This window comes from Sphingomonas azotifigens NBRC 15497 (assembly GCF_002091475.1).
GTDB classification, from domain to species: Bacteria; Pseudomonadota; Alphaproteobacteria; order Sphingomonadales; family Sphingomonadaceae; genus Sphingomonas; species Sphingomonas azotifigens.
The window spans coordinates 107,601-131,007 of sequence record NZ_BCTR01000027.1 but is presented as its reverse complement, the minus strand read 5'-3'; the positions used below and the strand labels follow the sequence as shown (position 1 = coordinate 131,007).

The following is a 23,407-nucleotide window of genomic DNA, read 5'->3' as shown; positions in this document are numbered from 1 at the left end:
CCTCGTCTCGTCACCAGTCTCCCACCCCGCAGAAAAAGTCGAACGCAACGGAGACGCCATTTGCAGACGTTTCATCCCCAACCCATCGCCTGGCCGGACAATGCCGCGTCGATCCGTGCGCAGGTTCGATCGATCATCGCCGCCCATCCGCGGCACCCGGATCCCGCCAAACGCGCGAACAGCTGGGCCGTGGCCGATCCGGCGTTCAGCGCAAGGCTGGGCGCCGAAGGTCTGATCGGCATGACGTGGCCGAAGGAATATGGCGGCCATGCGCGGTCCAACCTCGAGCGCTACGTGGTGCTGGAGGAACTGCTGGCCGCAGGCGCACCGGTCGGTGCGCATTGGATCGCCGACCGGCAGACCGGTGGAATGCTGCTGCGCTACGGCCATGAAACCGAAAAGCAGCGCTGGCTCCCCGGCATGGCGCGCGGCGCAATCTTCGCCTGTATCGGCCTTTCGGAGCCGAACGCCGGCTCCGACCTCGCCTCGGTCCGGACCCAGGCGCGCAAGCGCGGCGACCGATGGATCATCGACGGGCAGAAGGTCTGGACGACCGGCGCGCATTTCTCGCACCTGATGATCGCGCTCGTGCGTACCGCGGAAGGCTCGCAGCGCAACGAAGGGCTGAGCCAATTCGTCATCCCGATGGATGCGCCGGGCGTGAGCATCAAGCCGATCATCGATCTCACCGGCGGCCATGATTTCAACGAGGTGTTTTTCGACGGCGTCGAGCTGCCCGAGACGGCATTGGCCGGGATCGAGGGCGAAGGCTGGAAGCAGGCGACGGCGGAACTGTCGCTGGAGCGATCGGGGCCCGAACGCTATCTCTCCTCCACCGCCCTGTTCCTCGAACTGCTGCGGCATGTGGGCGAGAGCCCGGACCCCGCCGTCCGGCAACTTGTCGGGCGCCTCGCCGCAGACATGTGGACGCTGCGCATGATGTCGGCAACGGTGGCCGCGAAGCTCGCCGATGGCGAGGATCCGGCGCTGGAAGCCACCATCGTCAAGGATCTCGGCAACAGCTTCGAACAGGCCATGCCGGGCCTGGTCCAGGCGACGATCGATATCGATCCGGCGAGCACCACGGCCCTCACCCGGGTGCTGGAGCATCTGCTGCAGGTCGCCCCCTCCTTCTCGCTGCGCGGCGGCACGCGCGAGATTCTGAAAGGCATCATCGCGCGGGGACTGGGATTGAGATGAACGAACAGCAGAACATGTTGAGCGACATGGCCAATGGCGTGTTCGCCGAGCTTCGCGACACGCCCGCAGCCGAAGCATGGGCCAGGATCGAGGCGCTCGGCCTGCCATCGTTGCTGATCCGCGAGGCCGATGGCGGGTTCGGTGGAAGCTGGCAAGATGCGCTCGTCGTCTTTCGTCTCGCCGGCCACCACGCCCTGTCCACGCCGCTCGTCGAAGCCATTCTGGCTGCCGGTGCGGGAACGCATCTCGGCTTTGCCGGCCGGGGAACGATCGCGTCGCGCAGCGAAGGACGCTTGGAGAACGGGCGATTTACCGGCACGCTGGCAGGTGTCGTGGCAGGGCCGCGCGCGGACTTCGTCGTCGCCCCGCTGGGAGACCGGTCGGTGGTCGTCGACCTCTCCCAGGCACGATTCGTGGAGGAGACGCACTTCTCGGGTGCCAGCCGCACGGTGATCGGCATCGACGGAGCACGCGCCGCGGCGAGCGAGCTACGCATCTTCGCCCTCGGTGCATTCGCGCGCTCCGCGCAGATTGCCGGTGCGCTCGATGCAGCGCTCGTGATGGCGGTGCACTATGTCAACGAACGCTGGCAATTCGGCAAGACGCTGGCGAAGTTTCAGGCCGTCCAGCAAAATCTGGCGACGTTCGCATGCGAGGCGGCCGCCGCAAATTGTGCGGCGATGGGTGCGGCACAGGCGCTCGATCGCGGCGACGGCGCGTTCGAAGTTGCCGCCGCGAAGCTCCGCGCAAACCAGGCGGCGGGCATCGGCACCGCGATTGCGCACCAGGCGCATGGCGCCATCGGCTTCACGCACGAATTTGGCCTGCACCCGCTTACCCGCCGCTTGTGGTCGTGGCGTTCGGAATTCGGCGGCGACGCCTATTGGGCAAATCTGCTGGGGGCAGGCATCCTGGCGCGCGGCGCGGACCATTTCTGGGCCGATCTCGCGGCGCGTACCGACTGAAAACCCGTTTTGGAAATGCGCCGCAGCGCAATGAGCGGCACCGGCGTCCGGCCGGAACGTTCCGCCGGACGCCGAATGGCAGGCCCTGCCCGACTTTATGCCAGGCCGTGTTCCTTGCGGATTTCCACCTTGTTGATCTTGCCGCTCGCCAGCTTGGGAAGGTCAGCAACGAAGACGATCGATTTTGGGCATTTGTAGCCGGCGATCAGGGTCCGGCAATGCGCGATCAGTTCGGCCTCGGTCACGCTTGCCCCTTCGCGCAATTCGATCACCGCACGCACCGCTTCACCCCATTTTTCGTGCGGCACCCCGATGACGGCGGCGTTCGCCACGGCCGAATGCTGGTAGAGCGCCTCTTCCACCTCGCGCGAATAGATGTTCTCGCCGCCGGACGAGATCATGTCTTTCTTGCGGTCGACGAGGTAGAGATAGCCGTCCTCGTCGAACTTTCCCACGTCGCCGGTGTGCAGCCATCCGTCGCGTAGCGCTTCGATCGTCGCGCTCGAATTGTTCCAATAGCCGCGCATCATGATCGGCCCCCGCAGCAGGATTTCGCCCGGTGCACCCACGGGGCAATCGACGCCCGCCTCGTCCACCGTGCGGATCTCGACGCCCGGGAACGGAATGCCGATCGACTGGAGCCTGCGCAGGTCGCGCTCGTCGCCGTCGGGGCGATGCGCCTCGATGGGCAACACCGTCCCCGATCCCTCGGTCTGGCCATACATCTGGAGGAACACCGGCCCGAGCAAGGCGAGGCCGCGCCGCAACAGCGCAACCGGCATCGCCGCCGCCGAATAGAGGATCATGCGCAGGCTGCTGAGATCGAACGCCTCGATCTTCGGATGATCGAGCAGCATCTGGATCATCGTTGGCGCCATGTGGGTGATGGTGATCTTTTCATCCTGGATGGTCTGCAGGATCCGCTCCGGGTTGAAGTCGCGGTGCAGGAAGACGGTTCCCGCGCGCCAGCTCTGGCCGAGCGAGACGTCTTTCGCCCCCACATGGAACATCGGCATCATCAACAGCATCCGGTCCTCCGGACCGGCAGCCATGAGCGTGTTGTTGGTGTTGGCGACACTCACTTTGGTACCGTGCGTCAGCATCACGCCCTTGGGGCGACCGGTCGTGCCGCTGGTGTAGATGATATAGCAGATGTCGCTGGCGCGCGGTTGATAGGAAACCGCGGCATTCCCCGATTCCATCACATCGTCATAGCTTTCCGCCCATTCCGGCGCGGTGCCGATGCACACGAAATGCTCGACGCTGGTGAGCGCGGGCCGCAGCCCATCGATCATGGATGTGAATTCTTCTTCGAACACCAGGATCTTCGGCGCGCTGTCGCGGACGATATACTCGACCTCCGGCGCCGCGAAGCGAAAGCTGACCGTAGCGGTGATGTACCCCCCCACCTCGCCCGCCGCATAGACTTCGCAGATCTCCAGCCGGTTGCGGCTCATGACGGCGACTCGCTCGTGCGGCAGCAGACCGCGCGCCGCCCAGGCAGAAGCAAGACGCCGCGCGCGGGCATGATATTCCGCATGAGTCAGCGTGCGCCCTTCGAAATTCCAGGCGACCCGTTCCCCATAATGCCGGGCGTTTGCCTGCAAGATGCTCGAAAGCGTGAATGTCTCTACGTTATTCAAGTTTGCCTCCATCAGGGCACGGGAAGGTTGCACGCCGCTTCGCCGGGCATCCGCGCAGGGAACATCCGCAGCCACGCGCTCGGTTTGAACTGGACGAGGAGCAGCGGCCCGGCCGCCGGGCGTTAGGCAGCGGCGGGCCGAGCCGGATCGGTCGATGGTCCGAGCTCCAGCCCGCACAGATCCTCACGTTCAGCCCTCACCCAATGCAGCCAAAGCCGTGGCACTCAGCGCGCCTGAGCCGCTGCTTTCGTGGCGGACACCTCGCGGGTTTCGCGCGATCCGTCCACGGAAGCTCGCAATAATTCTATCGGTCGTCAATTAGATTATTTGATGGCCGTGCAGGCGCAGCGCGCGCCGCCGGCAGCGCCCTTGACTCGAAAATTGCCATTCTTCATATCGGACGATAGATAGATTTTGCGGCTAGCGGGAGAGTGTGATGAAGCCGTTCGTATTGAGTTGCGACTCGCATGTGGTCGAGCCGAAGGACCTTTGGGCCGAACGGCTCCCTGCGAGCCTGCGCGACAGGGCGTTCCGTTCGCGCAAGGACGAGAAGAACTTCTTCGTCGAAGCGAACGGCATGACGCTGCTGAAGATGCAGGTTGCCGACGGGGTTTCCGGCAACGAGAAGATCGGCAGGTACGAAATCGACCTCCGCATCAAGGACATGATCCGCGATGGCGTCGATGCCGAAGTCATCTATCCCACCACCGGTTTGCTTACGCCCCGGCTCAACGATCGCGACCTGGAGCTGGCATCCTGCGAGGTGTACAATGATTGGGTGCTGAAGCATTTCGAGGCACATCCCGATATCTTCGTTCCGGCGGCGATCCTGCCGGTTTGCTCGATCGAAGACGCGGTTGCCGAGCTCAAGCGCTGCGTCTCCCTAGGCTATCGGACCGCGATGATCCCCGGTCGACTGCCCACAGAGGTGCCGAAATACAATTCGGATGCATGGGACGCGCTGTGGGAGGTGGCGGCTTCGGCGAAACTCCCGATGATCCTGCATTCGGGAACCGGCGGCGAAACCACGATGGAGCGCGGTTTCGGTGCCGCCCTCATCAACTATATGCTTTCGGGGCGTGGCCCCATCGACTCCGTCGCCTATCTCGTCGCGAGCGGCGCGCTGGACCGCTTCCCGGATCTCACGGTGGCGACCATGGAATGTGGGTCGTCCTATCTCAATTATCTCGCGGAAATACTCGACGAGATCTATCCGGCGCACATTCATTACGTGCGCCCCAAGCTCAGCCGGAAGCCGAGCGAAATCATTGCCCAGCAGGTCAAGGCGGCGTTCTCGCACGATCGCTCTGCCGTCGAAAACCGTCATGTGCTGGGCCACCAGACGCTGATGTTCGCCACGGACTATCCGCATCTGGAAGGTTCCTTCCCCTATTCTCGTGAAGTCATTGCGGAAAACTTCCGAGACATCGCCATCAGCGAGCAGGAAAAGGCCGATATTCTCGGCCTGACGGCGGCCAAGCTGTTCGGGATTGCCAACCCGAAGGTTCTGACGGACGCATGAGGCTCGGCGCGGCGTGCGCATGGGAGGACATCTCCCGTGCGCACGCCACGTCCAATAAATTGATACGGTTGCGAGAGGAGCAGCGCTGATGGCAGCGAGATCACTGGCCGGGATTCCGGGCAATACGGATATCATGATCGTGGGGTGCCTGCGCACGCCGCACCTGGTGACGGAATATCCCGTCAGCTACCGCGACGTCGACGCGGACGCGCGCTTCGGTGCGGCCATGTTCGGCAAGATGGGGGTGGTGCCCGGCTCGATGGTGATGTGCACCTCCGGCTCGTCCGAATATGCCCATTTCTGGCCCTACCAGCTTGCCGTCGAATCGCTCGAAGCGTGCGTGGCGATCGGCGAGAACTTCATCTTCGACGCCGGGCGTGCGGAGATGTTCATGCGCCGCTTCCCCATCAAGGTCGCCTTCGGCATCTCCGATGCGATCTTGGACGGCATGGCCGCGCTCAACCTCGACACGCGCAAGGCGTTCGCGCCGGCCGAGATGATCTGCGCGCGTGACGGCGCCGCGGATCGCTTGGCGGCGCTCGGCTTCGCACCGTGGCGGATGGTCAGCCTGGGGATCGCGTTCGGGTTCGTTTCTCCGGAGGGCGAGACTTTCTACGATCGCGACGAATGGCTGATCGAGGAAGCCAATGGCGAGTTGCTGATCACTGCCTTGCAGAACCGGGCCAGCCCGGTCGTGCGGCTTCGCACGGGGGTGAAGGGATCGGTAAGCGCCAGCCACGATTTCACGCTCCACTAAGGCGTCGGCGCGAATGGCGGTGCGGCGGGAACCAAGATGGTCCTTCCGGATGCGGCAATCAGGCCGCGTTGCCGAAGGAACCGCACCGCACCGGCAGAACCATGAGCTTCGCGTACGATCGTCCGTCGGACTCCTCGGAGACACGCATGTCTGATGCAATTCACAGCCTGTCGCTCTACACCGTCCTGGAAGAGCATGTCCGCTCCTATCCCGGAAAGGTCGCCCTGTCCTGCGGCGATCAGCGCTACACCTTTGCCGAGACGCTCGGCCGGGTCGATCGGTATATCGACGCGCTCGCGGGCGCCGGCGTCGGACGCGGCGATCGCATCCTGTGGCTGGGGCAGAACTCGCACCGCATTCTGGAGACCCTCATCGCCGCCTCGCAGCTCGGGGCGATGCTGTGTCCGGCCAACTGGCGGCAGAGCAAGAGCGAACTGGCCGATCTGATCGACGACCTCGAGCCCTCCATCGTGCTCTGGCAGGAAGAGGAAGTCGGCGACGAGATCCGCGCCGCCCGTGCGCTGGCGCGCTACGCCGGCGGGTTATGGCTGCAGCATGATGGGCAGGGCGAAGACTCCTACGAGCATTTCGTCGCCTCCGGATCCGAGGGCGGACAGGGCGAGCGCGAGGTCGATACGCGCGACACCGCCCTCATCATCTACACGGCGGCGTTCGAAGGGCGCCCGAACGGCGCGATGCTCAGCCAGAACACGATCCTCCTCGAGAATCTCGTCCTGGCGCCCACCCAGAAACTGTCGAACGAGACCGTCTTCCTGGCGGTGGGACCGCTGTTCCATCTGGGCACGCTGATGTTCTGCCTCGCGGTGTTCCACATGGGCGGCACCAACGTCTTCGTTCGGCGCACGGATGCGCGCTCGATCGCGGAGGCGATCCACGCGGACCGCTGCACCCGCACCTGGCTGGTCAGCAAGACGATGGACGAGATCGTCGCCCTCAATCGCGATCGCACGCTCGATCTCAGCAGCCTGCGCTCCATCCCGTACACCGAAGAGTGGAACCGCATGGTCACCGTCGAACCGGCGGAGACGCATGTGCCGGGCTATGGCCAGACCGAAGTCATGGGGCTGGCGGTGCTGCCGCAATATGGCCGCCATGCGATCGGCATCTTCGGTCGCCCCGCGCCCTTCTGCCAGATGCGCATCGTCGATGCGGACGATAACGACGTCGCCCCCGGCGACGTCGGCGAGATCGTCTTCCGCGGGCCCACGGTGATGAACGGCTATTGGCGGCGCCCGGAGATCAATGCGCGTCGTCATCGCTCCGGCTGGCACCACACCAACGACCTCGGCAAGCGCGAGGCCGATGGCAGCCTGACCTTCATCGGCCCGAAGACGCAGATGATCAAATCGGGTGTGGAGAACATCTATCCCGCCGAAGTCGAGGCGTGCATTCGCCGGCACCCGGCGGTCGCCGACTGCGCGATCATCGGCATCCCGGACGAGCGCTGGATCCAGGCAGTCAAGGCGATCGTCGTGCTGAAGCCCGGTGCCGCGGCAAGCCCGAGCGAGATCATCGAACACTGCCGCCAGAATATCGCCTCCTACAAGAAGCCATCTTCGGTGGAATTCAGCGACTCCATCCCGCGGCTGGCCACCGGCGGCGCCGACTACAAGCAGCTCGACGCGCGGTACGGCGGGGGCAACTACCCCGGCGGCGGTACCCGCACGTCGTAGAATGACAGTTCAAGGCAACAGACAGAAAGCGCGCAAAGCCATGGATGAGGATCGCCTGTACTTCGACCCCGAGATTGAAACGATGCCGCGCGCTGAAATCGAGGCGCGGCAGTTTCCGGCACTCAAGGAAATCATCGAGATCGCCTATGAAAAGGCGGGTCTGGTGCGCCAGAAATGGGATGCGGCAGGTATTACGCCTGCCGACATCCAATCGCTGGCCGATTTCTCGCGCCTCGTGCCCTTCATCACCAAGGACGATATCCGCGCATATCGCGAGGCGACCGGCGATCCCTTCGGCGGCGTGCTGTGCGTCGATCGATCGGCCCTGCGCTCGATCACCGGCAGTTCCGGCACCACCGGCGATCCCACCATCCTGGCCCGGATGGACCTGCACGGCACGCAGATGGACTCGCGCTTCGATCGCGGCTTCTGGGATCTGGGAATCCGTCCGGGCGACTGGGGGGTGACGATGAACCCCACCATCCGCGGTTCCACGATCGCGCCGTTCCTGCATTTCGGCATCACGCCGATCTGCCTCGACCATAATCCGTCCGAGATCGGCCGGCTGGTCGAGATCAGCCGCAAATACCGGCCGACGCTGCTGTCGGCGCTGTCGACCGTCCTCCTGATGGGCCTGGAGCAGTTCGAAATCGATACCGGTGTCGATCTCGCCGAAGCCTTTTCCTCCTACAAGGCGGTGATCTGGGGCGGCGAGCCGCTCGGGCCACGCGGCCGGATGTTGACCGAGCGCTGGAACCTGAAAATCTACGAAGTGCTGTCGCTCGGCGATGCCACCATCACGCTCCAGTCGGCCAATCAGTCCGGCGCCTATGCCTGGGAAGACGAAGTGTTCGTCGAGCATGTCGACCCCGTCACCGGCGAGCCGGTTCCCGATGGAAGCCTGGGCGAGCTGGTCGCAACGCCGCTGCAGAACCGGGTCGACCCGCTGATCCGCTTCAAGAGCGAAGATCTGGTGACGCTCACCCGCACGCCTTGCCCTTCGGGCCGAACGCACGCGCGGTTCCAGATCAAGGGCCGTGCCGGCGACCAGATCGTCGTCAGTGGCAACACCCTGCTCCCGATCAGCATCTGGCCGACGATCGAATCGCAGCTCGAAACCAAGGCAGGGCTGTTCCAGATCGTTCGCCCGCCGCAGCCTGAAGATTTCCTGCGCCTGCGCGTAGGCTATGCCGGCAAACCCGACCTGGAATCGCTCGAACGGCGGCTGAAGGCGGAAATCCGAAACCAGCTCGGCGTCGATTCCAAGCTCGAACTCGTGCCGAACGACGATCTGCTCAAGCTCGGCCCCCCGCACAAGATCCCGCGCATCATCAAGCTCCAGGTCTAGTCCGGCGGCAACGGGACATCGAAAGAGACGGCCGACGGCACCTGCACAGGTCGTCGGCCGTGTTGCAGGCGGCGCCGTCCCCCGCGCCGAACAGCCAGGTCAGGAGATGAGAGGATGGCCGACGCTTTGATCGACGTGCGCATGGACGAGGCCGTTGCGGGCATCTTGATCGTCACGATCGACAATCCGCCGGCAAATCCGCTCACGCTCGACATGTTCCGCGCGCTGCGGGACCTTTTCGCGAACGTGCGCGACGACTTCCCGGCCGCGCGATGCGTGATCCTGACAGGGCGCGGCAGGATTTTCTGTGCGGGTGCGGACACACGCGAACTCGCCGCGCGCACCACCGAGATGCAGTTGGCGCGTTCGGAAGTGTCGCGCGCCTGTTTCGATGCCATCCGGCGGTGCGCGCTCCCCGTCATCGGCGCAGTCAATGGCGGCGCCGTCGGTGCCGGCGTGGTGCTCGCCGCGAGCTGCGATATCGTGCTTGCGTCGGAAACCGCCCATTTCTCGCTTACCGAAGTGCTGATCGGAGCGCTGGGCGGCACGCGCCACACCGCGCGCCTGGTTCCCAGCAAACTGGTCCGCTTCATGGCGCTCACCGGGCAGCGGGTTTCCGCACAAACCCTCGAGCGCGTCGGCGGCATTCTGGCCGTCACGTCGCCGGATGCATTGATGCCGCGCGCACGGGAGATCGGAACCCAGATCGCCACCCTCAGTCCGTACGGGGTTCAGCTGATGAAGGAATCGATCAACCTGACCGAGGAACTGCCGCTGTCCGAGGGCTATCGCATCGAACAGCTCTACACCACGCTGGCGTCGAACCTGCCCGACGCGCAGGAGGCTGCCGCCGCGACGCGCGAGAAGCGCAAGCCCAATTGGTCGGGACAGACGCTGTCGCTCAACCGCAAGAAATCGCCCGACGCCTGAGGGGCGCCGGGCGCAGCGGCGATCAACGTGCGCCTCGTCAGCGCACGATGTTCTTCGAATAGAAATGCCCGAGGTCGAGTTGGCCATAGATGCCGGGCTCGGCCGCGCAAACCGCCCCGATCGCGTTGATCGGGTGCAGGGCCGTGACCGAACAGCCATCATAGAGGTTGAGCGACATCTCGGTATGGAACGTCGGATCGCCGGCGATGGTGATTTGATATCCGCCTTCGCCGCCCGGCAATGGCTGTTCCCAGTCCGGGCCTGCCTTGGGGTTCAACCGCTCCACCTTCTTGTAGATGATCAGCGGCCTGCCCTTGTAGATGCCTTTCATCGTCCAGCGGACGGCCGCGGTGAGCCCGGCCTTGATCGTGCCGAACGCCGCCCGCGCATCCTCCTCCAGCGCGGCAGTCTCCCATTCGGAGGTGATTTCGTCCAGCTCGACACCGAGATAGTCGGCGATCGCCCGCAAGGTGCTTTCGTGCCAGCCACGCCCCGCATCGTCGGTGTACATCGGCGGCAGATAGTCGAGCGGCTGGTTGAAGCCATATTCGCGCAAGGAATCGACACCGCCATACTCGGTGATGTCAGCCAGTTCGACGAAGGTGATGCACTCGATCTTCCCAGCCCCGGACAGCAGCGAGAAAAGATGCCCGATCGACATATAGCCGGGATCGGTGCCGCCGCAGAAGATGGCCGACCGCCCCTTCTCGCAAGCCCGGCGAATGGGATCGACGAATCGGCTCCGGCCGAACTGGGGGGCGTGGAGATCCATCAGCGAGGGGGTCACCACGTTGGTTCCCGCTTCCAGGAACGGAATCACGTCCGCCATGCATTCCTGTTCCCGTTTCGCCGAATTGCCCTGGTAGACAAGGCAATCCGCTTTGAGGGCGAGGAGCTCGGCGACATCGCCGGTGGCAATCACGCCGGTCTTCTCGCGCCCGGCGATGTCGCCGGCGTCGCGGCCGATCTTTTCCGGATGCCAGGCGTGCAGCCCGACCAGTTCATATTCCGGATGGCCGATGAGGCCGCGAAGCCCCGGCATTCCGATCGGCCCGGTGCCCCAGACGATGACACGCTTCTTACCCACTGTTTCTCTCTCCTAAGCGACTCTGCGGTCGGATGATCCTGATCCCCGAAGCGGGGGCGTTCGGCCGTCGCGCATCAGCGATGCTTGCGGTCTTCCAGAATGAGATCGGCCGCGTGCCACGCAAAGGCCATGGCCGGGCCGTTGGTGTTGCCGGAAACCTGTGTCGGCATGGCAGAACAATCGATCACGCGCAGGCCCTCCACCCGACGGACCCGAAGCCGGTCGTCCAGAACCGCATCGTCGTCCGTGCCCATCCGGCAGGTGCCGGTGGCGTGAATGCCAGGCTCGGACGCGCGGCGGATATACTCCAGCATCTCGCTGTCGCTCGCAAAGTCGATCCCCGGAACCGTTTCGACGGCCTGGTAGCGTTGCAAGGCACGGGTCGATGCAAAGCGCCGCGCGAACTTCATCACGTCGATGGCCGGCTGGTGGTCGCGGGGATCGCCCAGCACATTGGCATCGATCACAGGTGCGGCGTCCGGATCGGGCGAGACGATTTCGATCGTGCCCGCGCTGTGCGGGCGCATGAAATAGCCGCCGATCATCATGCCATGCTCGCGTTCCAGCGCAGTTTCGGTGAACGACTTGCTGCCGTCCACGGAAAAAGCCCCCATGAAGAGCTGCCCGTCCGGCCGATCGAGCTCTGGCCGGGTGCGGAAGAAGGCGCCCGCCTCGAAAGCACCATCTGCCAGCGGGCCAGTGCCGAACAATTGCTGACGCACGACATTGGCGGCCAGACGCCAGCCGGAAAATTGCCGATTGAGGCTGTCACGGTTGACGCGCAGCTGGATTCCCGTCGTCCCGCGATGATCGCGCAGGTTGCGCCCGACCTCGCGGTGTTCGACGGCTACCTCCACCCCGGCCCGTCGCAACACCTCGCCGGGCCCGATGCCCGAACGCTGGAGCAGCAGCGGCGAATTGAGCACGCCGCCGCTCAGGATCACCTCGCGCGCCTGTACTATGGTCTCGCGCCCGTCCCGCCGCACGACCACGCCGGTCACCCGATTTCCCTCGAGGTGTAACCGGTCGACCGGACTGTCGGTGAAGATGCTCAGGTTGCGGCGCGTGCGGACCGGATCGAGAAAAGCGCTGGCCGCGCTGTTCCGCCGCCCCTTGTGGATCGTGCGGAAATAATAGCCGGCGCCTTCGTGATCGTCTCGATTCAGATCCTTGCGCCGACGCAGTCCCAGTTCACCGGCGGCGGCGATGAACGCCTCGGCGAGCGGCGCCTTGCCGCGATAGGCGGAGATGTCGAGCGGGCCGCCCGCGCCCCGCATGTCATCGGCGCCCAGCGCGTGGTTCTCCATCGCCCTGTACGCCGCGAGCATGTCGGCCCAGCTCCACGCCCTCAGGCCCATGGCGTTCCAGCCATCATAGTCCTGCGGCTGCCCGCGCACATAGACCATGCCGTTGACGGAGCTGGAGCCCCCGAGCGTACGCCCCCGAATCCAGGTTTCCACCCGGTTGCTGCCGCCGCCGACGTTCGCCTCGTATCGCCAGAGCAGGTCCGGCTGCGCATAGATCTTGAGGAAGGCGCGGGGCATGTGAATTGCCGGGTGCGAATCCTTCGGACCGGCTTCGAGGAGAGCCACCTGCGCGGCAGGATTTTCAGACAGCCTATGGGCGAGCACGCAGCCCGCAGATCCTGCGCCTACGATGACGTAATCGTATATCAAGCGGCCTCTCCAGCGCATGCTCTTTTTTGCGTGCGGCATGGTGGAGGCAAGCTACGATTTGAGTCAAGTTTTCTAATTGACGACCGGCAGATTTTTACCCATTGAATCGACAACCGACGGAGACCCAGGACGGGGCTGCACGCCCCGTCGGCAAGGCTCCGATCGAACAAAACCGAGGAGAGGGACGTGCGTCTGGAAGGCAAGGCCGCGATCGTGACCGGTGCCGCACGCGGCCTCGGCGCCAGCATCGCGGCGGATCTCGTCCGGGAAGGCGCCCGGGTCATGCTCTGCGACATTCTGGTCGAGCAGGGCCAGGCGGTTGCCCGGGAGATCGGCGAAGGCGCGGTCTTTCGCGCGCTCGACGTGACGAAAGCCGATCAATGGGCGGAGGCGGTGACGGCGGCCGAGGCGCGCTTGGGCACGGTCGACATCCTCGTCAACAATGCGGCGATGATCGAGCAGGTCCCGTATGACGACGTGACCGAGGAACTGTTTCGCGCGATCTTCGAGGTCAATGCGCTGGGGACGTTCCTGGGCATGAAGGCGGTGGTCCCGGCGATGCGTCGCGCGGGTGCGGGATCGATCGTCAACATCTCGTCCACGGCGGGGATCCATTCCTCGGGCGGGCTTGCCTATACCGGTTCGAAGTTCGCCATCACCGGCCTCACCAAGACGGGTGCGCACATGCTGGGGCCGGAGCGGATCCGGATCAATTCGGTCCATCCCGGCTGGATGCGGACGCCCCAGACGGAGGCAGCCCCGCTCGACTGGGTGGCCAGCCTGCAACCGCTGCGCGCGGTGATGGATACGCGCGAAGTCGCGAAACTGGTGTCCTTCCTGGCATCGGACGATGCTTCGATGATCACCGGCAGCGCTTATGTGATCGATGCCGGCGCGCTCCTCATGGGCGCGCGCGACATCGTCGATCGCATGCACGAGCATATGGCCTGACCGCGAACGCGGCTGGCCGTCGACCTACCCGATCAAGAGGGACACCAAGATGAACATAGACCTGACCGGCAAGACCGCACTTGTTACCGCATCGACCAGCGGGATCGGCCTCGCCATCGCCCGCGGCCTGGCCGGCGCGGGTGCCGCCGTCATCGTGAACGGCAGGCGTTCCGATGTCACCGACGGGGCGGTGCGCGAGCTGGGCGCACAATTTCCCGGCGCTTCGGTACGCGGCATTTCCGCGGACCTCGGAACGCGGGAAGGGGTCGACCAGTTGATCGCGTCCGTCGACTCGATCGATATCCTGGTCAACAATCTCGGCATCTACGAGATGGCAGATTTCTTCACCGTGCCTGACGAACAGTGGATGCGCTATTTCGAGACGAACGTCATGTCGGGCGTTCGGCTGGCACGCCACTATATGCCCGGCATGCTGCAGCGCGACTGGGGGCGCCTCATCTTCATTTCCAGCGAATCGGGCGTCACCGTCCCGGATAACCGCATCCATTACGGCGTGACCAAGGCGGCGATGTTGGCCGTCGCCCGGGGCCTTGCCGAAATCGCGCGCAATTCCGGCGTGACGTCGAACTCCATTCTGGTCGGCATCACGATGACCGAGCATGTGGAGCGCTCGATCGCCGAAGCAGCGGCAACGCAGGGGGTGACGACCGCGGAAGTTCACCGCCAGATCGCCACCCAATATCGCCCCTCGCAATTGCTCGGGCGGCTGGCGAGCTCGGAAGAAGTCGCCAACATGGTGGTCTACACCGCTTCCCAACAGGCTTCGGCAACCACCGGCGCGGCGCTGCGGGTAGAAGGCGGCGGCATTCCGACGATCTTCTGACGCTGGGGGCGGTTCACGCCGTCATGCGGTGGACCCCGATCGCCAGCGGCAAATCCATGAAGCTGCGAACGCCCGCGGGCGCCTCGCATACGCCGATGATCGAGTTGGCCAGATGGCCGCCGACGGCCCAGCCGGCGTCGGCCATCGGGTTCCGGCCGAACGCACCGAGTTCGAGCTCCATCTTCATCGACGGCGCGCCATGGATTTCGACCTGATAGCCCTCCCGCTGGCCGGATCCGAAGCGGGGCCAGTCCGGCGCAACCTGGTCATCGACGCGGGTGATGTGCTCCGCGACGATGCGGGTCCGCCCGTCTCGGATGCCCGAGGCGCGGATCCGCTCGGCCGCGATCGTTCCTGCCTCGATGCGGCCCGTCGCGATGTCGAACCCGGTCGAGGCCATGGCGAATTCGACGTCGATGTCGATCCTGTCGAGGTTCGTCTGGATGGCATCGGCGACCATCGCGACCGATCCGCCCAATGCGCGCGCAAAACTGCCCGACAAGGCGGACGGATCGAACCTCTCCGGCCGCTGTCCGAACCCGAGCAGGCCCATGATCATGTCGCGGTCGCCGTAATTTGCGTAGTTCATGATCTCGCGCACCGAAATCTGGTCGATCCGGGCGGAGATCTGCGTCAGCGCGAGCACCAGCCGATCCGGCATGAAACCGGGCGAGACGCCGGTGTAGAGAAAGCTTGCATTCCCCGCAGCACACGCCCCCTCCAGCCGCGCCATGGTCTCCGGTCCGAGGTACGGAGGGTAGACAAGCGAATTGGGGGCCGACGCCACGACGTTCTTGCCGCTCGCCAGAAGGGCGCACACAAGCGCAAACAGCGCACCGGAATGGCTATCCGCCTCCAGCACATCGCCTGCCGGCGAATCCCAGGGCAGGAATGCCACGCAATCCGCTTCCGTCGAAAGAAGCGAGTCGCGATCGCGTGTCGCCAAGACGCCGGTTTCGGGGAGGCGACAGAATGCACCGGCATCCCGCCCTTCATTTTGGGGGCTGTGGACGCCAAGACCGACAAGGTGGAGGCGAGGATGCGTAAGGATCGCGCGCAGCGCGAATTTTCCGGTCGCACCGGCACCGAACTGTATGACTTTGTAGGTCTTCATCGCCCACTCCCCTCTCCTGCCGCGCGCGTCGCGTCGGCCGGACGGTAGCTATGCACAAAATCAACCGGTCGGTAGACTGAAAATATCTTGTGGAGCTGTTGGGTGCGGATTACGATGCGGCGATGGCGGCCCGCAAAGGACCAGCCAAAGCCCAAAGGGCGCTGTTAGGCCCAAGCCCGAAGGGCGCCGTTAGGAGAGTGTGCATGAAGGCGGTCCGCGTCCATCAGCCAGGCCAATATTCCATCGACGAGGTGCCGATGCCCGTCGCTGGCCCCAAGGACGTTGTCGTCAAAATGCGGGCGTGCGGTATTTGCGGCAGCGACATCCATTTCGTGCAACGGGGCTCTTTGCGCCCCGATGGCAGTCCGATGCCACTGGGCCATGAAGCGACCGGAGTCGTCGAAAGCGTGGGCAGCGCGGTCACGAATATCCCGGTGGGATCCCGGGTGTTCATCAATCCGATGGCGACCAACGGCGCGATTATCGGCACCGGAGCCGACGAAGGCGCCTTCGCCAGCCACATCCTGATCCGCAACGCGGTCATGGGCGAAAGCATCCTCGCGGTTCCTGACGATCTCAGCATGGAACGCGCAGCCCTTGCAGAGCCGCTTGCAGTCGGTCTTCACACCGTGAACCGCGGCAATCCGACGCCCGACAGCAAGGTTGCCGTGTTCGGCTGCGGGCCGATCGGTCTCGCCGCGATCATCTGGCTGGTGCGCCGCGGCGTGCGCCACATCGTGGCGATCGACGTTGCGGAGGAACGGCTAGAACACGCGCGCCGCATGGGCGTGCATGCCACCGTCAATCCATCGAAAGAGGACTTGGCACAGCGGCTCCGCGAAGAGCATGGCGCAGGCGCACCGGTGATGGGCCAACCCACCGTCGGCACCGATATCTTCTATGATCTCGCTGCCGGCAAGGGACTGATTGATCAGATCACCGCCATGGCGAAGTTCCGTTCGCGGCTGGTGATCGGCGCCATCTACATCCAGCCGGTGGAAGTGAATTTTCGCGGGCTGATCATGCGTGAAATGGAGATCACCACCGCGGGCGTTTACCAGCAGGAGCTGCGCGACGCCCTGAACGAGCTGCCGGCGTTCGATCCCGCCGTTCTCGATGCCTATGTCACCAGCACCTTTCCTTTTGACGATTTCGACACGGCGTTCGCCGTCGCGAAGCAAGTGACGAGCGCCAAGGTAATGCTGACCTTCGCCTGAAGCGTTTTCCCTGCTCACCGGAGCGCAGATCATGGGTGAGAGCCTCCAGCCGTTGCAGGCGCGGCTACGCGCGAACCGTGCCGAAATTCCCGCCATGGTGGAGGAGATGCTGCGGGCCTTCTCGGTCGTATCGAGCTCTCGAACGGCGCTTGAGGACATAGAGATCGCCCAATCGGCACCTCGCATTCGGCTACGGCCTGCACCACTGCCTCGGCGCGCCGCTTGCCTGGCGCGAATTGCGGATAGCGATGCACCGCTGGTTCGACCTCGTTCCTTCGTTCCACCAGAGGGGCGATCCGAGCGCCGGTCTGCCGTGCTGGGTGGGGAATATGCTCTCGGTGGAAGCGCTGAACCTCGCCGGGTGACGACGCGAACGTGCGACCACACAGCCTCAAGGAGAAACGCGTGAGCCTGCCAGATCGACACCATGCGGCAGCGGTCCATATTCCTGCGCTGCACCATATCGTCGATGGTGCTGCCCTATGGGGTGGATCCCAGGGCGTTCACCGACACATCAATCCATCGACGGGGGAGGTGCAAGCCGACATTCCGCTGGCAGGCGCCGACGAAGTGGATGCCGCCGTTGCCGCCGCGAAACGGGCATTTGCAGGCTGGCGCGCGAAGCCGCCGCTTGAGCGGCGCCAGATACTGGAACGCCTGGCGACACTCCTCGGCGACCATGCCGACGAGCTGGCCGTGCTTTCTAGCCTCGAGTTCGGCGGTGCGGTTTCCTTCACCCGCCACATCAGTCTGATTTCCCAGAAGTTCACCAGCTATTATGCCGGGTGGGCCGACAAGCTGGAAGGACAGATCGCGTCACTGGACGAGGCCGGCTTCGTCTACAGCATTCCCGAGCCGCTTGGCGTGATCGCAGTCATCGTGACCTGGAACGGCCCTATCATCTCGTTGGGAATGAAGGTGATCCCGGCGCTGGCAGCCGGCAACACGGTCGTTCTCAAACCAGCCGAAATCGCCCCCTTCACCGCGCAGAAGTTCCTGGCGCTGGCGACAAGGGCGGGTGTCCCTGCCGGCGTGATCAATCTTGTCCATGGCGGTGCGGCCGCGGGAACGGCGCTGACCGGCCATCCAGATGTCTCCAAGATCACCTTCACGGGAGGCGCCGCGACGGCGCAACGCATCCTCGAAGGCGCAGCCCGCAACCTTACGCCGTCGGTACTCGAACTCGGCGGCAAATCCGCGAACCTCATCTTCGCCGATGCCGATCTCGACGCGGCGTGCCGCCATACCAGCCTGGCAGGGCTGGCGAATGCCGGCCAAGGCTGCGCGCTTCCCACCCGCGTGCTGATCGAACGATCGATCTACAAGGACTTTCTCGAGCGGCTGACAGCCACGGTATCGGCCATGCCGGTGGGCGATCCGTTGCTGGAAGACACGGTGGTTGGCCCTGTGATCAGCGAGGCGTCGAGCCAGCGCATCCTGAACATCGTGTCGGAAGCCGCGGCATCGGGCAGCGGCCGCGTGACGACGGGCGGTGAGCGCCTCGGCGGCGAACTGGGCGACGGCTGGTTCGTCGCGCCAACGGTGCTGGCCGATGTCGATCCCAACAGCGCCGTCGCGCAGAAGGAAATCTTCGGCCCGGTCATCTCGGTCATGTGTTTCGACGACGAAAGCGAGGCGGTCGCGCTTGCCAACAGCACCCGCTACGGACTGTCGGCCTATGTCCAGACGACGGACGAGCGGCGGATCCGACGACTGGTTCGCCAGTTGCGGTGCGGCACTGTCGGCGTCAACGGCGGCGATCCGCTGACCTACAACGCACCCTTTGGCGGGATAGGCCTTAGCGGATATGGCAAGGAAGGCGGCCGGGCAGGCATCGACGAGTTCCTTCATCTCAAGACCGTGCTGGTCCGCTGACGGTTGTGCGATGCCCCTTCCCTCCCTCCGCGCGGAGGCGGGGATGGGCCGTCCGCAAAGGCCGTGCTGCGTCAGATCGATCCGCCGCCGAACGATACGTCGGATATCGCGCCCGCCAAGCCGCCATCGATCAGCACGTCGGTGCCGGTAATGAAGGACGCACGATCGGAAGCGAGGAACGCCACGACCTCGGATATTTCGTCCAATCTCCCCTCCCGCTTCAAGGGCGCCATCGCGGCGAGACGGCGCTTCGCCGCATTCGTCTCCCATTCGCGCGCACCCATCGGAGTTGCGATCAGGCCAGGTGAAACGGACAGGATCCGCGCCTGGCGCTCGGCCCAACGCGCTGCCTCGCGGCGGCAGAGCATCAGCACGCCGAACTTGGACAATTGATACGCCAGGTCCGACGTCGCTGCGTCCTCGCCGAGTTCCGCCCGCAACCGCTCGCTGATATCGTCCTGTGTGGCATGTTCGCGAAGCACCGCTGCGACCGGTGGCGGAACCGCGACCAGATGCGCCCCCAAAGAGGCGATCACGATTGCCGCAGCCCCGGGCTGCGCGAACGGCAGCAGTGCCTGCGCCACTCTTGCCGGGCCCAGAAGGTTGACGCGCATGATCGCGTCGAACGCGGCCATGGACGGCGACATACCGGCGACATGGGCGAGAACGCGAAAGCCCCCGCGCTCCCCAACCATGGCAGCCAGGGCATATACCGACTCGGCACTGGTCACATCGCAACAGGCTGCGGTGGCGGTCCGGCCTTCGCTGCGCAGCGCTGCGGCCCGCTGCTCCGCACGCGCCGCGTCGATATCGGCCAGGAGCACGGCATGGTCACGCGACAAGGTCGCCGCGATCGCCGCTCCCATCCCGCCCGCACCGATCACCACGGCCAGCGATTCTTTGGTCAAAGGCCTCTCCCGCTCGTCCGCGCACGCGCAATTTGCCCATGCCGTGCCCTGCATGGTCCCGCCAACGTGCAGCCCAAATAGGCCTTGCCATATCAATCAAACGGTCGCTAGGTTGAAACATCAGAGGAGCAGCGACCGGCAAGCGGCGCAGGGCCCGCCAACGGGTTCCGTTACTCCTCCCGCACCTTCGCGTCGGCCATAGGACATCGGTCGCGAAGCAGGAGAGCGATGAGGCGACGGCGGATGAGACAAGCCTATATCTACGACACGGTGCGCACGCCGCGTGGTCGGGGCCGCAAAGAAGGGTCCCTGCACGAAATCACATCCGTGTCCCTCGCCGCGCAGGTGCTGGAAGCGATCCGGGACCGCAACGCACTCGACACCAGCGTGGTCGACGACGCGGTCTTTGGCTGCGTCGATGCGGTGGGCGAGCAAGGCGGCGTGATCACGCGAACCGCGCTCCTTCGGGCTCGATATGATCATCGCGTACCGGGGATGCAGCTCAACCGCTTTTGCGCCTCGGGCCTGGAAGCCTGCAATGTAGGTGCAGGCAAGCTGATGTCCGGCGAAGCGGACATGGTGATCGCCGGCGGCGTTGCGAGCATGAGCCGGGTTCCGATGGGCTCCGAAGGCAGCGCGATCGGGACCGACCCTATCTCGCTGCTCGAGAACTATGTGCTGCCCCAAGGAGTCGCAGCCGACCTTCTCGCCACGCTGGACGGATATGGCCGCCACGATGTCGACGCTTATGCTGCAGAGAGCCAGCGGCGCGCGGCCCGTGCCTGGTCAGAAGGACGCTTCGCCAGGTCGATCGTGCCCGTCAAGGACCAGCTGGGGATGCTACGCCTCGATCGCGACGAACATATTCGCGCCGAGACGACGACCGAGTCCTTGTCGGCACTGCAGCCGTCCTTCGCACAAATGGGCGAAATGCTGTTCGATGCAACCGCGCGCCAGCGGTACCCGCAAGTCGAAAAGATTGCGCATGTGCATCATGCCGGCAATTCGGCGGGCATCGTCGATGGCGCAGCGGCGGTATTGATGGGCACGCACGAGGCGGGTGCCCGCGCCGGACTGAAAGCGCGCGGCGTGGTGCGCGCGGCAGCTTCGATCGGATCGGATCCGTCCATCATGTTGAGCGGCCCCGTGCCGGTCGTGGAGAAGCTGCTCAAGGCCCAGGGGATGACGGTGAACGACATCGACATCTTCGAACTGAACGAGGCGTTTGCCGCCGTCGTCCTCCGCATGATGACGGCGCTCGCCGTCCCCCACGACCGGATGAACGTGAACGGCGGTGCGATCGCGATGGGCCACCCCCTCGGCGCGACGGGCGCGATGCTGGTGGGCACCGCGCTCGATGAACTCGAACGCGCCGACAAGGAGCTCGCCGTGGTCGCACTTTGTGTCGGCGGTGGCATGGGCACTGCCGCCCTCATCCAGCGCGTCTGATCGCTATCCAGAACTGGAACACCGCATGAAACATTGGAAGATCGAGATCGATTCCGACGGCATCGCGCTGATCACGTTCGACATGGCGGATCGCCGGATCAATACGCTGGACGCCGAGACGCTCGAAGAGTTCGCGGCCCTTGTCGCGCGCATCAAGGCCGATGCGGCCATCAGAGGCGTGGTGCTGGCGTCCGCCAAAGCCGGGACGTTTTGCGCGGGCGGCGACTTCATGCACCTCGAAACCTTCGCCGGACCGCCCGAGCCCGGTACCGAAGCCGAAACCCTCACCCGCGACGTGGCGCGGCTGACCGAAGCGCAGGCGCTGTTCCGTAGCCTCGAGACCTGCGGCAAGCCGGTTGCGTGCGCCATCGAGGGGACGGCGCTGGGCGGTGGGGCGGAACTCGTGACCGCCTGCCATTACCGGGTAGCCAGCGACGGGCCCGAGGCGAAGATTGGACTGATCGAAGCGAGCCTGGGCCTGCTGCCAGCCGGTGGCGGAACCCAGCGGCTGCCGCGCATCGTCGGCATCCGGGCGGCGCTGCCGCTACTTCTCGAAAGCAAGATCATCGGTGCGGCCGAAGCGGTGAAGATCGGCCTTGTCCACGCCCTGGTCCCGCTCGGCGAGACCGTCGAGGCCGCCCGGAACTGGGTGCGCGAGCATGGCGATCCGGTGCAGCCCTGGGACAAGAAGGGCTATGCCGTCCCCGGCGGCGGACCTTATGTGCAGGCCAACAGCGAAGCCATCGCCGTTGCGGCGGCGCTGTCGCGCCAGCGATATCACGGCAACTATCCCGCGCAGGGGCATATCCTGACGGCGGTCTACGAAGGGACGCAACTTCCGTTCGACGCCGGCCTGAGGATCGAGATGCGGGAGTTCATCAAGGCGGCACGGTCGCCCCAGGCGCGCTCCATCCTACGTACCAAGGTCGTGTCGCCGCGCGAGATCAGGAACGGCGCCAACCGCCCGCTCGGCATCCCGGTTCGCAGGTTCCACAAAGCCGTCGTGATCGGCGCAGGCCTGATGGGAAGCGGTATCGCCCATGCCCAGGCTGCCGCCGGCATCGAGACCTTGTTGATCGACATCACCCAGGAGGCCGCGGACAAGGGCAAGGCCCATGTTCGCGCCGCACTCGAAAAGGCCATTGCCCGCGGCCGGTCCTCGCCGGACGCGGCTGACGCGATCCTCGCCAGGATCACCGCTACCACCGACTACGACCGCGTCGCCGACGCGGACATCGTCATCGAAGCGGTGTTCGAAGACCGTGCGGTGAAAGCGGAGGTGACGCGGCGCGCCGAAGCGAAGCTGGCGCCAGGTGCCGTCCTGGCCTCGAACACCTCGACCCTGCCGATCACCGGCCTTGCCGCAGCGTCCGCCCGGCCGGAGAGCTTCATCGGCCTGCACTTCTTTTCCCCCGTGGAGCGGATGGAACTGGTCGAAATCATTCGGGGCGAGCGGACGAACGACGCGACCCTCGCCGCTGCGTTCGACTATGTCGCGGCGATCCGCAAGACGCCGATCGTCGTCAAGGATTCGCGCGGCTTCTACACCTCCAGAACGATCTCCATGTATCTCGAAGAGCCCTGCGAGATGCTCGCCGAAGGCATCGCGCCTGCGATCGTGGAGAATATCGGGCAGATGACGGGAATGCCGGTGGGGCCGCTGTCGCTCCCGGATGCGATCGGCCTGGAACTGCCCTATCATGTACTCCAGCAGACCAGACGCGATCTTGGCGACGCCTATGTGCCGAGTGCGGCGGATGCCATCTTGCACAAGCTGGTCGTCGAGCACGGACGCCACGGTCGCCGTAATGGCAAGGGCTTTTTCGATTATGCGGAGGACGGCAAGACCAAGTCGCTCTGGCCGGGGCTCGCCGACATCGCCAAACCCACGCTGACCGACGCATTCGACGAGCGCGTCAAGACCGACCTCAAGAACCGCATTCTCTACCGAATGGCACTCGAGGCGGCCAAGTGCCTCGAAGAAGGTGTGCTTGCCGATCCGCGCGAAGCGGATGTCGGCGCGACCTTGGGATTCAGCTTTCCGCTTTGGACGGGCGGTCCCCTCTCGCTTATCGATCAGGTCGGCGTTGCCGCCTTCGTCGCACAGTGCGACCGGCTGGCGGATCTGTACGGAGAGCGGTTCCGCCCCGGACGGATGCTCCGCGAGATGGCCGCCAGCGGGGAGCGCTTCTATTGACCGCCCGGCCCACACGGTCTGGTGCCGCGC

The 23,407-nt window shown here is 64.9% G+C and carries 18 protein-coding genes; 13 read left to right on the top strand and 5 right to left on the bottom strand.

Annotated features, from left to right (window positions below; all coding sequences use genetic code 11):
* Positions 1-60: 60 nt before the first annotated feature.
* Together SAZ01S_RS11200 and SAZ01S_RS11195 are read left to right on the top strand one after the other, a co-directional pair.
* Positions 61-1,200, top strand: coding sequence for an acyl-CoA dehydrogenase family protein (locus tag SAZ01S_RS11200; protein WP_084582354.1), 1,140 nt, complete (start codon positions 61-63; stop codon positions 1,198-1,200).
* On the top strand, positions 1,197-2,165 hold the full coding sequence (locus SAZ01S_RS11195; RefSeq protein ID WP_084582353.1) for an acyl-CoA dehydrogenase family protein: 969 nt from the start codon (positions 1,197-1,199) through the stop codon (positions 2,163-2,165). Before SAZ01S_RS11200 ends, SAZ01S_RS11195 begins: the two co-directional genes overlap by 4 nt.
* A 95-nt stretch (positions 2,166-2,260) precedes the next feature.
* Here the strand turns inward: SAZ01S_RS11195 and SAZ01S_RS11190 are convergent, their stop codons facing one another.
* Positions 2,261-3,820, bottom strand: coding sequence for a class I adenylate-forming enzyme family protein (locus SAZ01S_RS11190; protein ID WP_084582352.1), 1,560 nt, complete (start codon positions 3,818-3,820; stop codon positions 2,261-2,263).
* 424 nt (positions 3,821-4,244) lie between these two features.
* On the opposite strand from SAZ01S_RS11190, the gene SAZ01S_RS11185 reads away from it, so the two are divergent.
* From SAZ01S_RS11185 to SAZ01S_RS11165, 5 genes are all read left to right on the top strand, one after another.
* Entirely contained in the window at positions 4,245-5,330 is a 1,086-nt protein-coding gene (locus tag SAZ01S_RS11185; RefSeq protein WP_084582351.1) for an amidohydrolase family protein, read from the top strand.
* A gap of 88 nt (positions 5,331-5,418) precedes the next feature.
* Entirely contained in the window at positions 5,419-6,087 is a 669-nt protein-coding gene (locus SAZ01S_RS11180; protein ID WP_139810041.1) for a phenylacetate--CoA ligase family protein, read from the top strand.
* A gap of 146 nt (positions 6,088-6,233) precedes the next feature.
* Complete coding sequence (locus tag SAZ01S_RS11175; RefSeq protein WP_084582349.1) at positions 6,234-7,781, top strand: AMP-binding protein; 1,548 nt, start codon at positions 6,234-6,236, stop codon at positions 7,779-7,781.
* 40 nt (positions 7,782-7,821) lie between these two features.
* Positions 7,822-9,129, top strand: coding sequence for a phenylacetate--CoA ligase family protein (locus SAZ01S_RS11170; protein ID WP_084582348.1), 1,308 nt, complete (start codon positions 7,822-7,824; stop codon positions 9,127-9,129).
* A 114-nt stretch (positions 9,130-9,243) separates the two neighbouring features.
* On the top strand, positions 9,244-10,059 hold the full coding sequence (locus SAZ01S_RS11165; protein ID WP_084582347.1) for an enoyl-CoA hydratase-related protein: 816 nt from the start codon (positions 9,244-9,246) through the stop codon (positions 10,057-10,059).
* 37 nt (positions 10,060-10,096) lie between these two features.
* Here the strand turns inward: SAZ01S_RS11165 and SAZ01S_RS11160 are convergent, their stop codons facing one another.
* Positions 10,097-11,146 carry an NAD(P)H-dependent amine dehydrogenase family protein gene (locus SAZ01S_RS11160; protein WP_064310769.1) on the bottom strand — a complete coding sequence of 350 codons (1,050 nt, stop codon included), beginning with the start codon at positions 11,144-11,146 and terminating at the stop codon, positions 10,097-10,099.
* Positions 11,147-11,220: 74 nt separating this feature from the next.
* On the bottom strand, positions 11,221-12,840 hold the full coding sequence (locus tag SAZ01S_RS11155) for a GMC family oxidoreductase (RefSeq protein ID WP_084582345.1): 1,620 nt from the start codon (positions 12,838-12,840) through the stop codon (positions 11,221-11,223).
* Positions 12,841-13,008: 168 nt separating this feature from the next.
* Between SAZ01S_RS11155 and SAZ01S_RS11150 the strand changes: the two genes are divergently transcribed.
* Entirely contained in the window at positions 13,009-13,773 is a 765-nt protein-coding gene (locus SAZ01S_RS11150; protein ID WP_084582344.1) for an SDR family NAD(P)-dependent oxidoreductase, read from the top strand.
* A complete protein-coding gene (locus tag SAZ01S_RS11145) occupies positions 13,709-14,617 on the top strand; it encodes an SDR family NAD(P)-dependent oxidoreductase (RefSeq protein WP_245824772.1) in 909 nt (302 codons plus the stop codon). Before SAZ01S_RS11150 ends, SAZ01S_RS11145 begins: the two co-directional genes overlap by 65 nt.
* A 13-nt stretch (positions 14,618-14,630) precedes the next feature.
* Here the strand turns inward: SAZ01S_RS11145 and SAZ01S_RS11140 are convergent, their stop codons facing one another.
* Positions 14,631-15,731 (bottom strand): NAD(P)H-dependent amine dehydrogenase family protein, encoded by a 1,101-nt coding sequence (locus SAZ01S_RS11140; protein WP_064310773.1) that lies wholly within the window; start codon positions 15,729-15,731, stop codon positions 14,631-14,633.
* Positions 15,732-15,934: 203 nt separating this feature from the next.
* On the opposite strand from SAZ01S_RS11140, the gene SAZ01S_RS11135 reads away from it, so the two are divergent.
* Entirely contained in the window at positions 15,935-16,948 is a 1,014-nt protein-coding gene (locus SAZ01S_RS11135; RefSeq protein WP_167693146.1) for a zinc-dependent alcohol dehydrogenase, read from the top strand.
* 405 nt (positions 16,949-17,353) lie between these two features.
* Positions 17,354-18,823, top strand: a complete 1,470-nt coding sequence (locus SAZ01S_RS11130) for an aldehyde dehydrogenase family protein (protein WP_084582341.1) — start codon at positions 17,354-17,356, stop codon at positions 18,821-18,823.
* Between the two features lie 71 nt (positions 18,824-18,894).
* On the opposite strand, the gene SAZ01S_RS11125 is transcribed toward SAZ01S_RS11130, so the two are convergent.
* Entirely contained in the window at positions 18,895-19,731 is an 837-nt protein-coding gene (locus SAZ01S_RS11125) for an SDR family oxidoreductase (RefSeq protein ID WP_167693145.1), read from the bottom strand.
* Between the two features lie 243 nt (positions 19,732-19,974).
* On the opposite strand from SAZ01S_RS11125, the gene SAZ01S_RS11120 reads away from it, so the two are divergent.
* Positions 19,975-21,180 carry an acetyl-CoA C-acetyltransferase gene (locus SAZ01S_RS11120; RefSeq protein WP_064310776.1) on the top strand — a complete coding sequence of 402 codons (1,206 nt, stop codon included), beginning with the start codon at positions 19,975-19,977 and terminating at the stop codon, positions 21,178-21,180.
* Positions 21,089-23,377 carry a 3-hydroxyacyl-CoA dehydrogenase NAD-binding domain-containing protein gene (locus SAZ01S_RS11115; RefSeq protein ID WP_245824771.1) on the top strand — a complete coding sequence of 763 codons (2,289 nt, stop codon included), beginning with the start codon at positions 21,089-21,091 and terminating at the stop codon, positions 23,375-23,377. The genes SAZ01S_RS11120 and SAZ01S_RS11115 overlap by 92 nt, the downstream gene beginning before the upstream one ends.
* Positions 23,378-23,407: the final 30 nt, after the last annotated feature.

Bases quoted from the DNA above. Each gene is read 5' to 3' on its own strand.
- SAZ01S_RS11195 (WP_084582353.1), top strand. From the start codon at position 1,197: ATGAACGAACAGCAGAACATGTTGAGCGACATGGCCAATGGCGTGTTC.
- SAZ01S_RS11190 (WP_084582352.1), bottom strand. From the start codon at position 3,820: ATGGAGGCAAACTTGAATAACGTAGAGACATTCACGCTTTCGAGCATC.
- SAZ01S_RS11185 (WP_084582351.1), top strand. From the start codon at position 4,245: ATGAAGCCGTTCGTATTGAGTTGCGACTCGCATGTGGTCGAGCCGAAG.
- SAZ01S_RS11180 (WP_139810041.1), top strand. From the start codon at position 5,419: ATGGCAGCGAGATCACTGGCCGGGATTCCGGGCAATACGGATATCATG.
- SAZ01S_RS11175 (WP_084582349.1), top strand. From the start codon at position 6,234: ATGTCTGATGCAATTCACAGCCTGTCGCTCTACACCGTCCTGGAAGAG.
- SAZ01S_RS11170 (WP_084582348.1), top strand. From the start codon at position 7,822: ATGGATGAGGATCGCCTGTACTTCGACCCCGAGATTGAAACGATGCCG.
- SAZ01S_RS11165 (WP_084582347.1), top strand. From the start codon at position 9,244: ATGGCCGACGCTTTGATCGACGTGCGCATGGACGAGGCCGTTGCGGGC.
- SAZ01S_RS11155 (WP_084582345.1), bottom strand. From the start codon at position 12,840: ATGCGCTGGAGAGGCCGCTTGATATACGATTACGTCATCGTAGGCGCA.
- SAZ01S_RS11145 (WP_245824772.1), top strand. From the start codon at position 13,709: ATGCCGGCGCGCTCCTCATGGGCGCGCGCGACATCGTCGATCGCATGC.
- SAZ01S_RS11140 (WP_064310773.1), bottom strand. From the start codon at position 15,731: ATGAAGACCTACAAAGTCATACAGTTCGGTGCCGGTGCGACCGGAAAA.
- SAZ01S_RS11135 (WP_167693146.1), top strand. From the start codon at position 15,935: ATGAAGGCGGTCCGCGTCCATCAGCCAGGCCAATATTCCATCGACGAG.
- SAZ01S_RS11120 (WP_064310776.1), top strand. From the start codon at position 19,975: ATGAGACAAGCCTATATCTACGACACGGTGCGCACGCCGCGTGGTCGG.
- SAZ01S_RS11115 (WP_245824771.1), top strand. From the start codon at position 21,089: ATGAACTCGAACGCGCCGACAAGGAGCTCGCCGTGGTCGCACTTTGTG.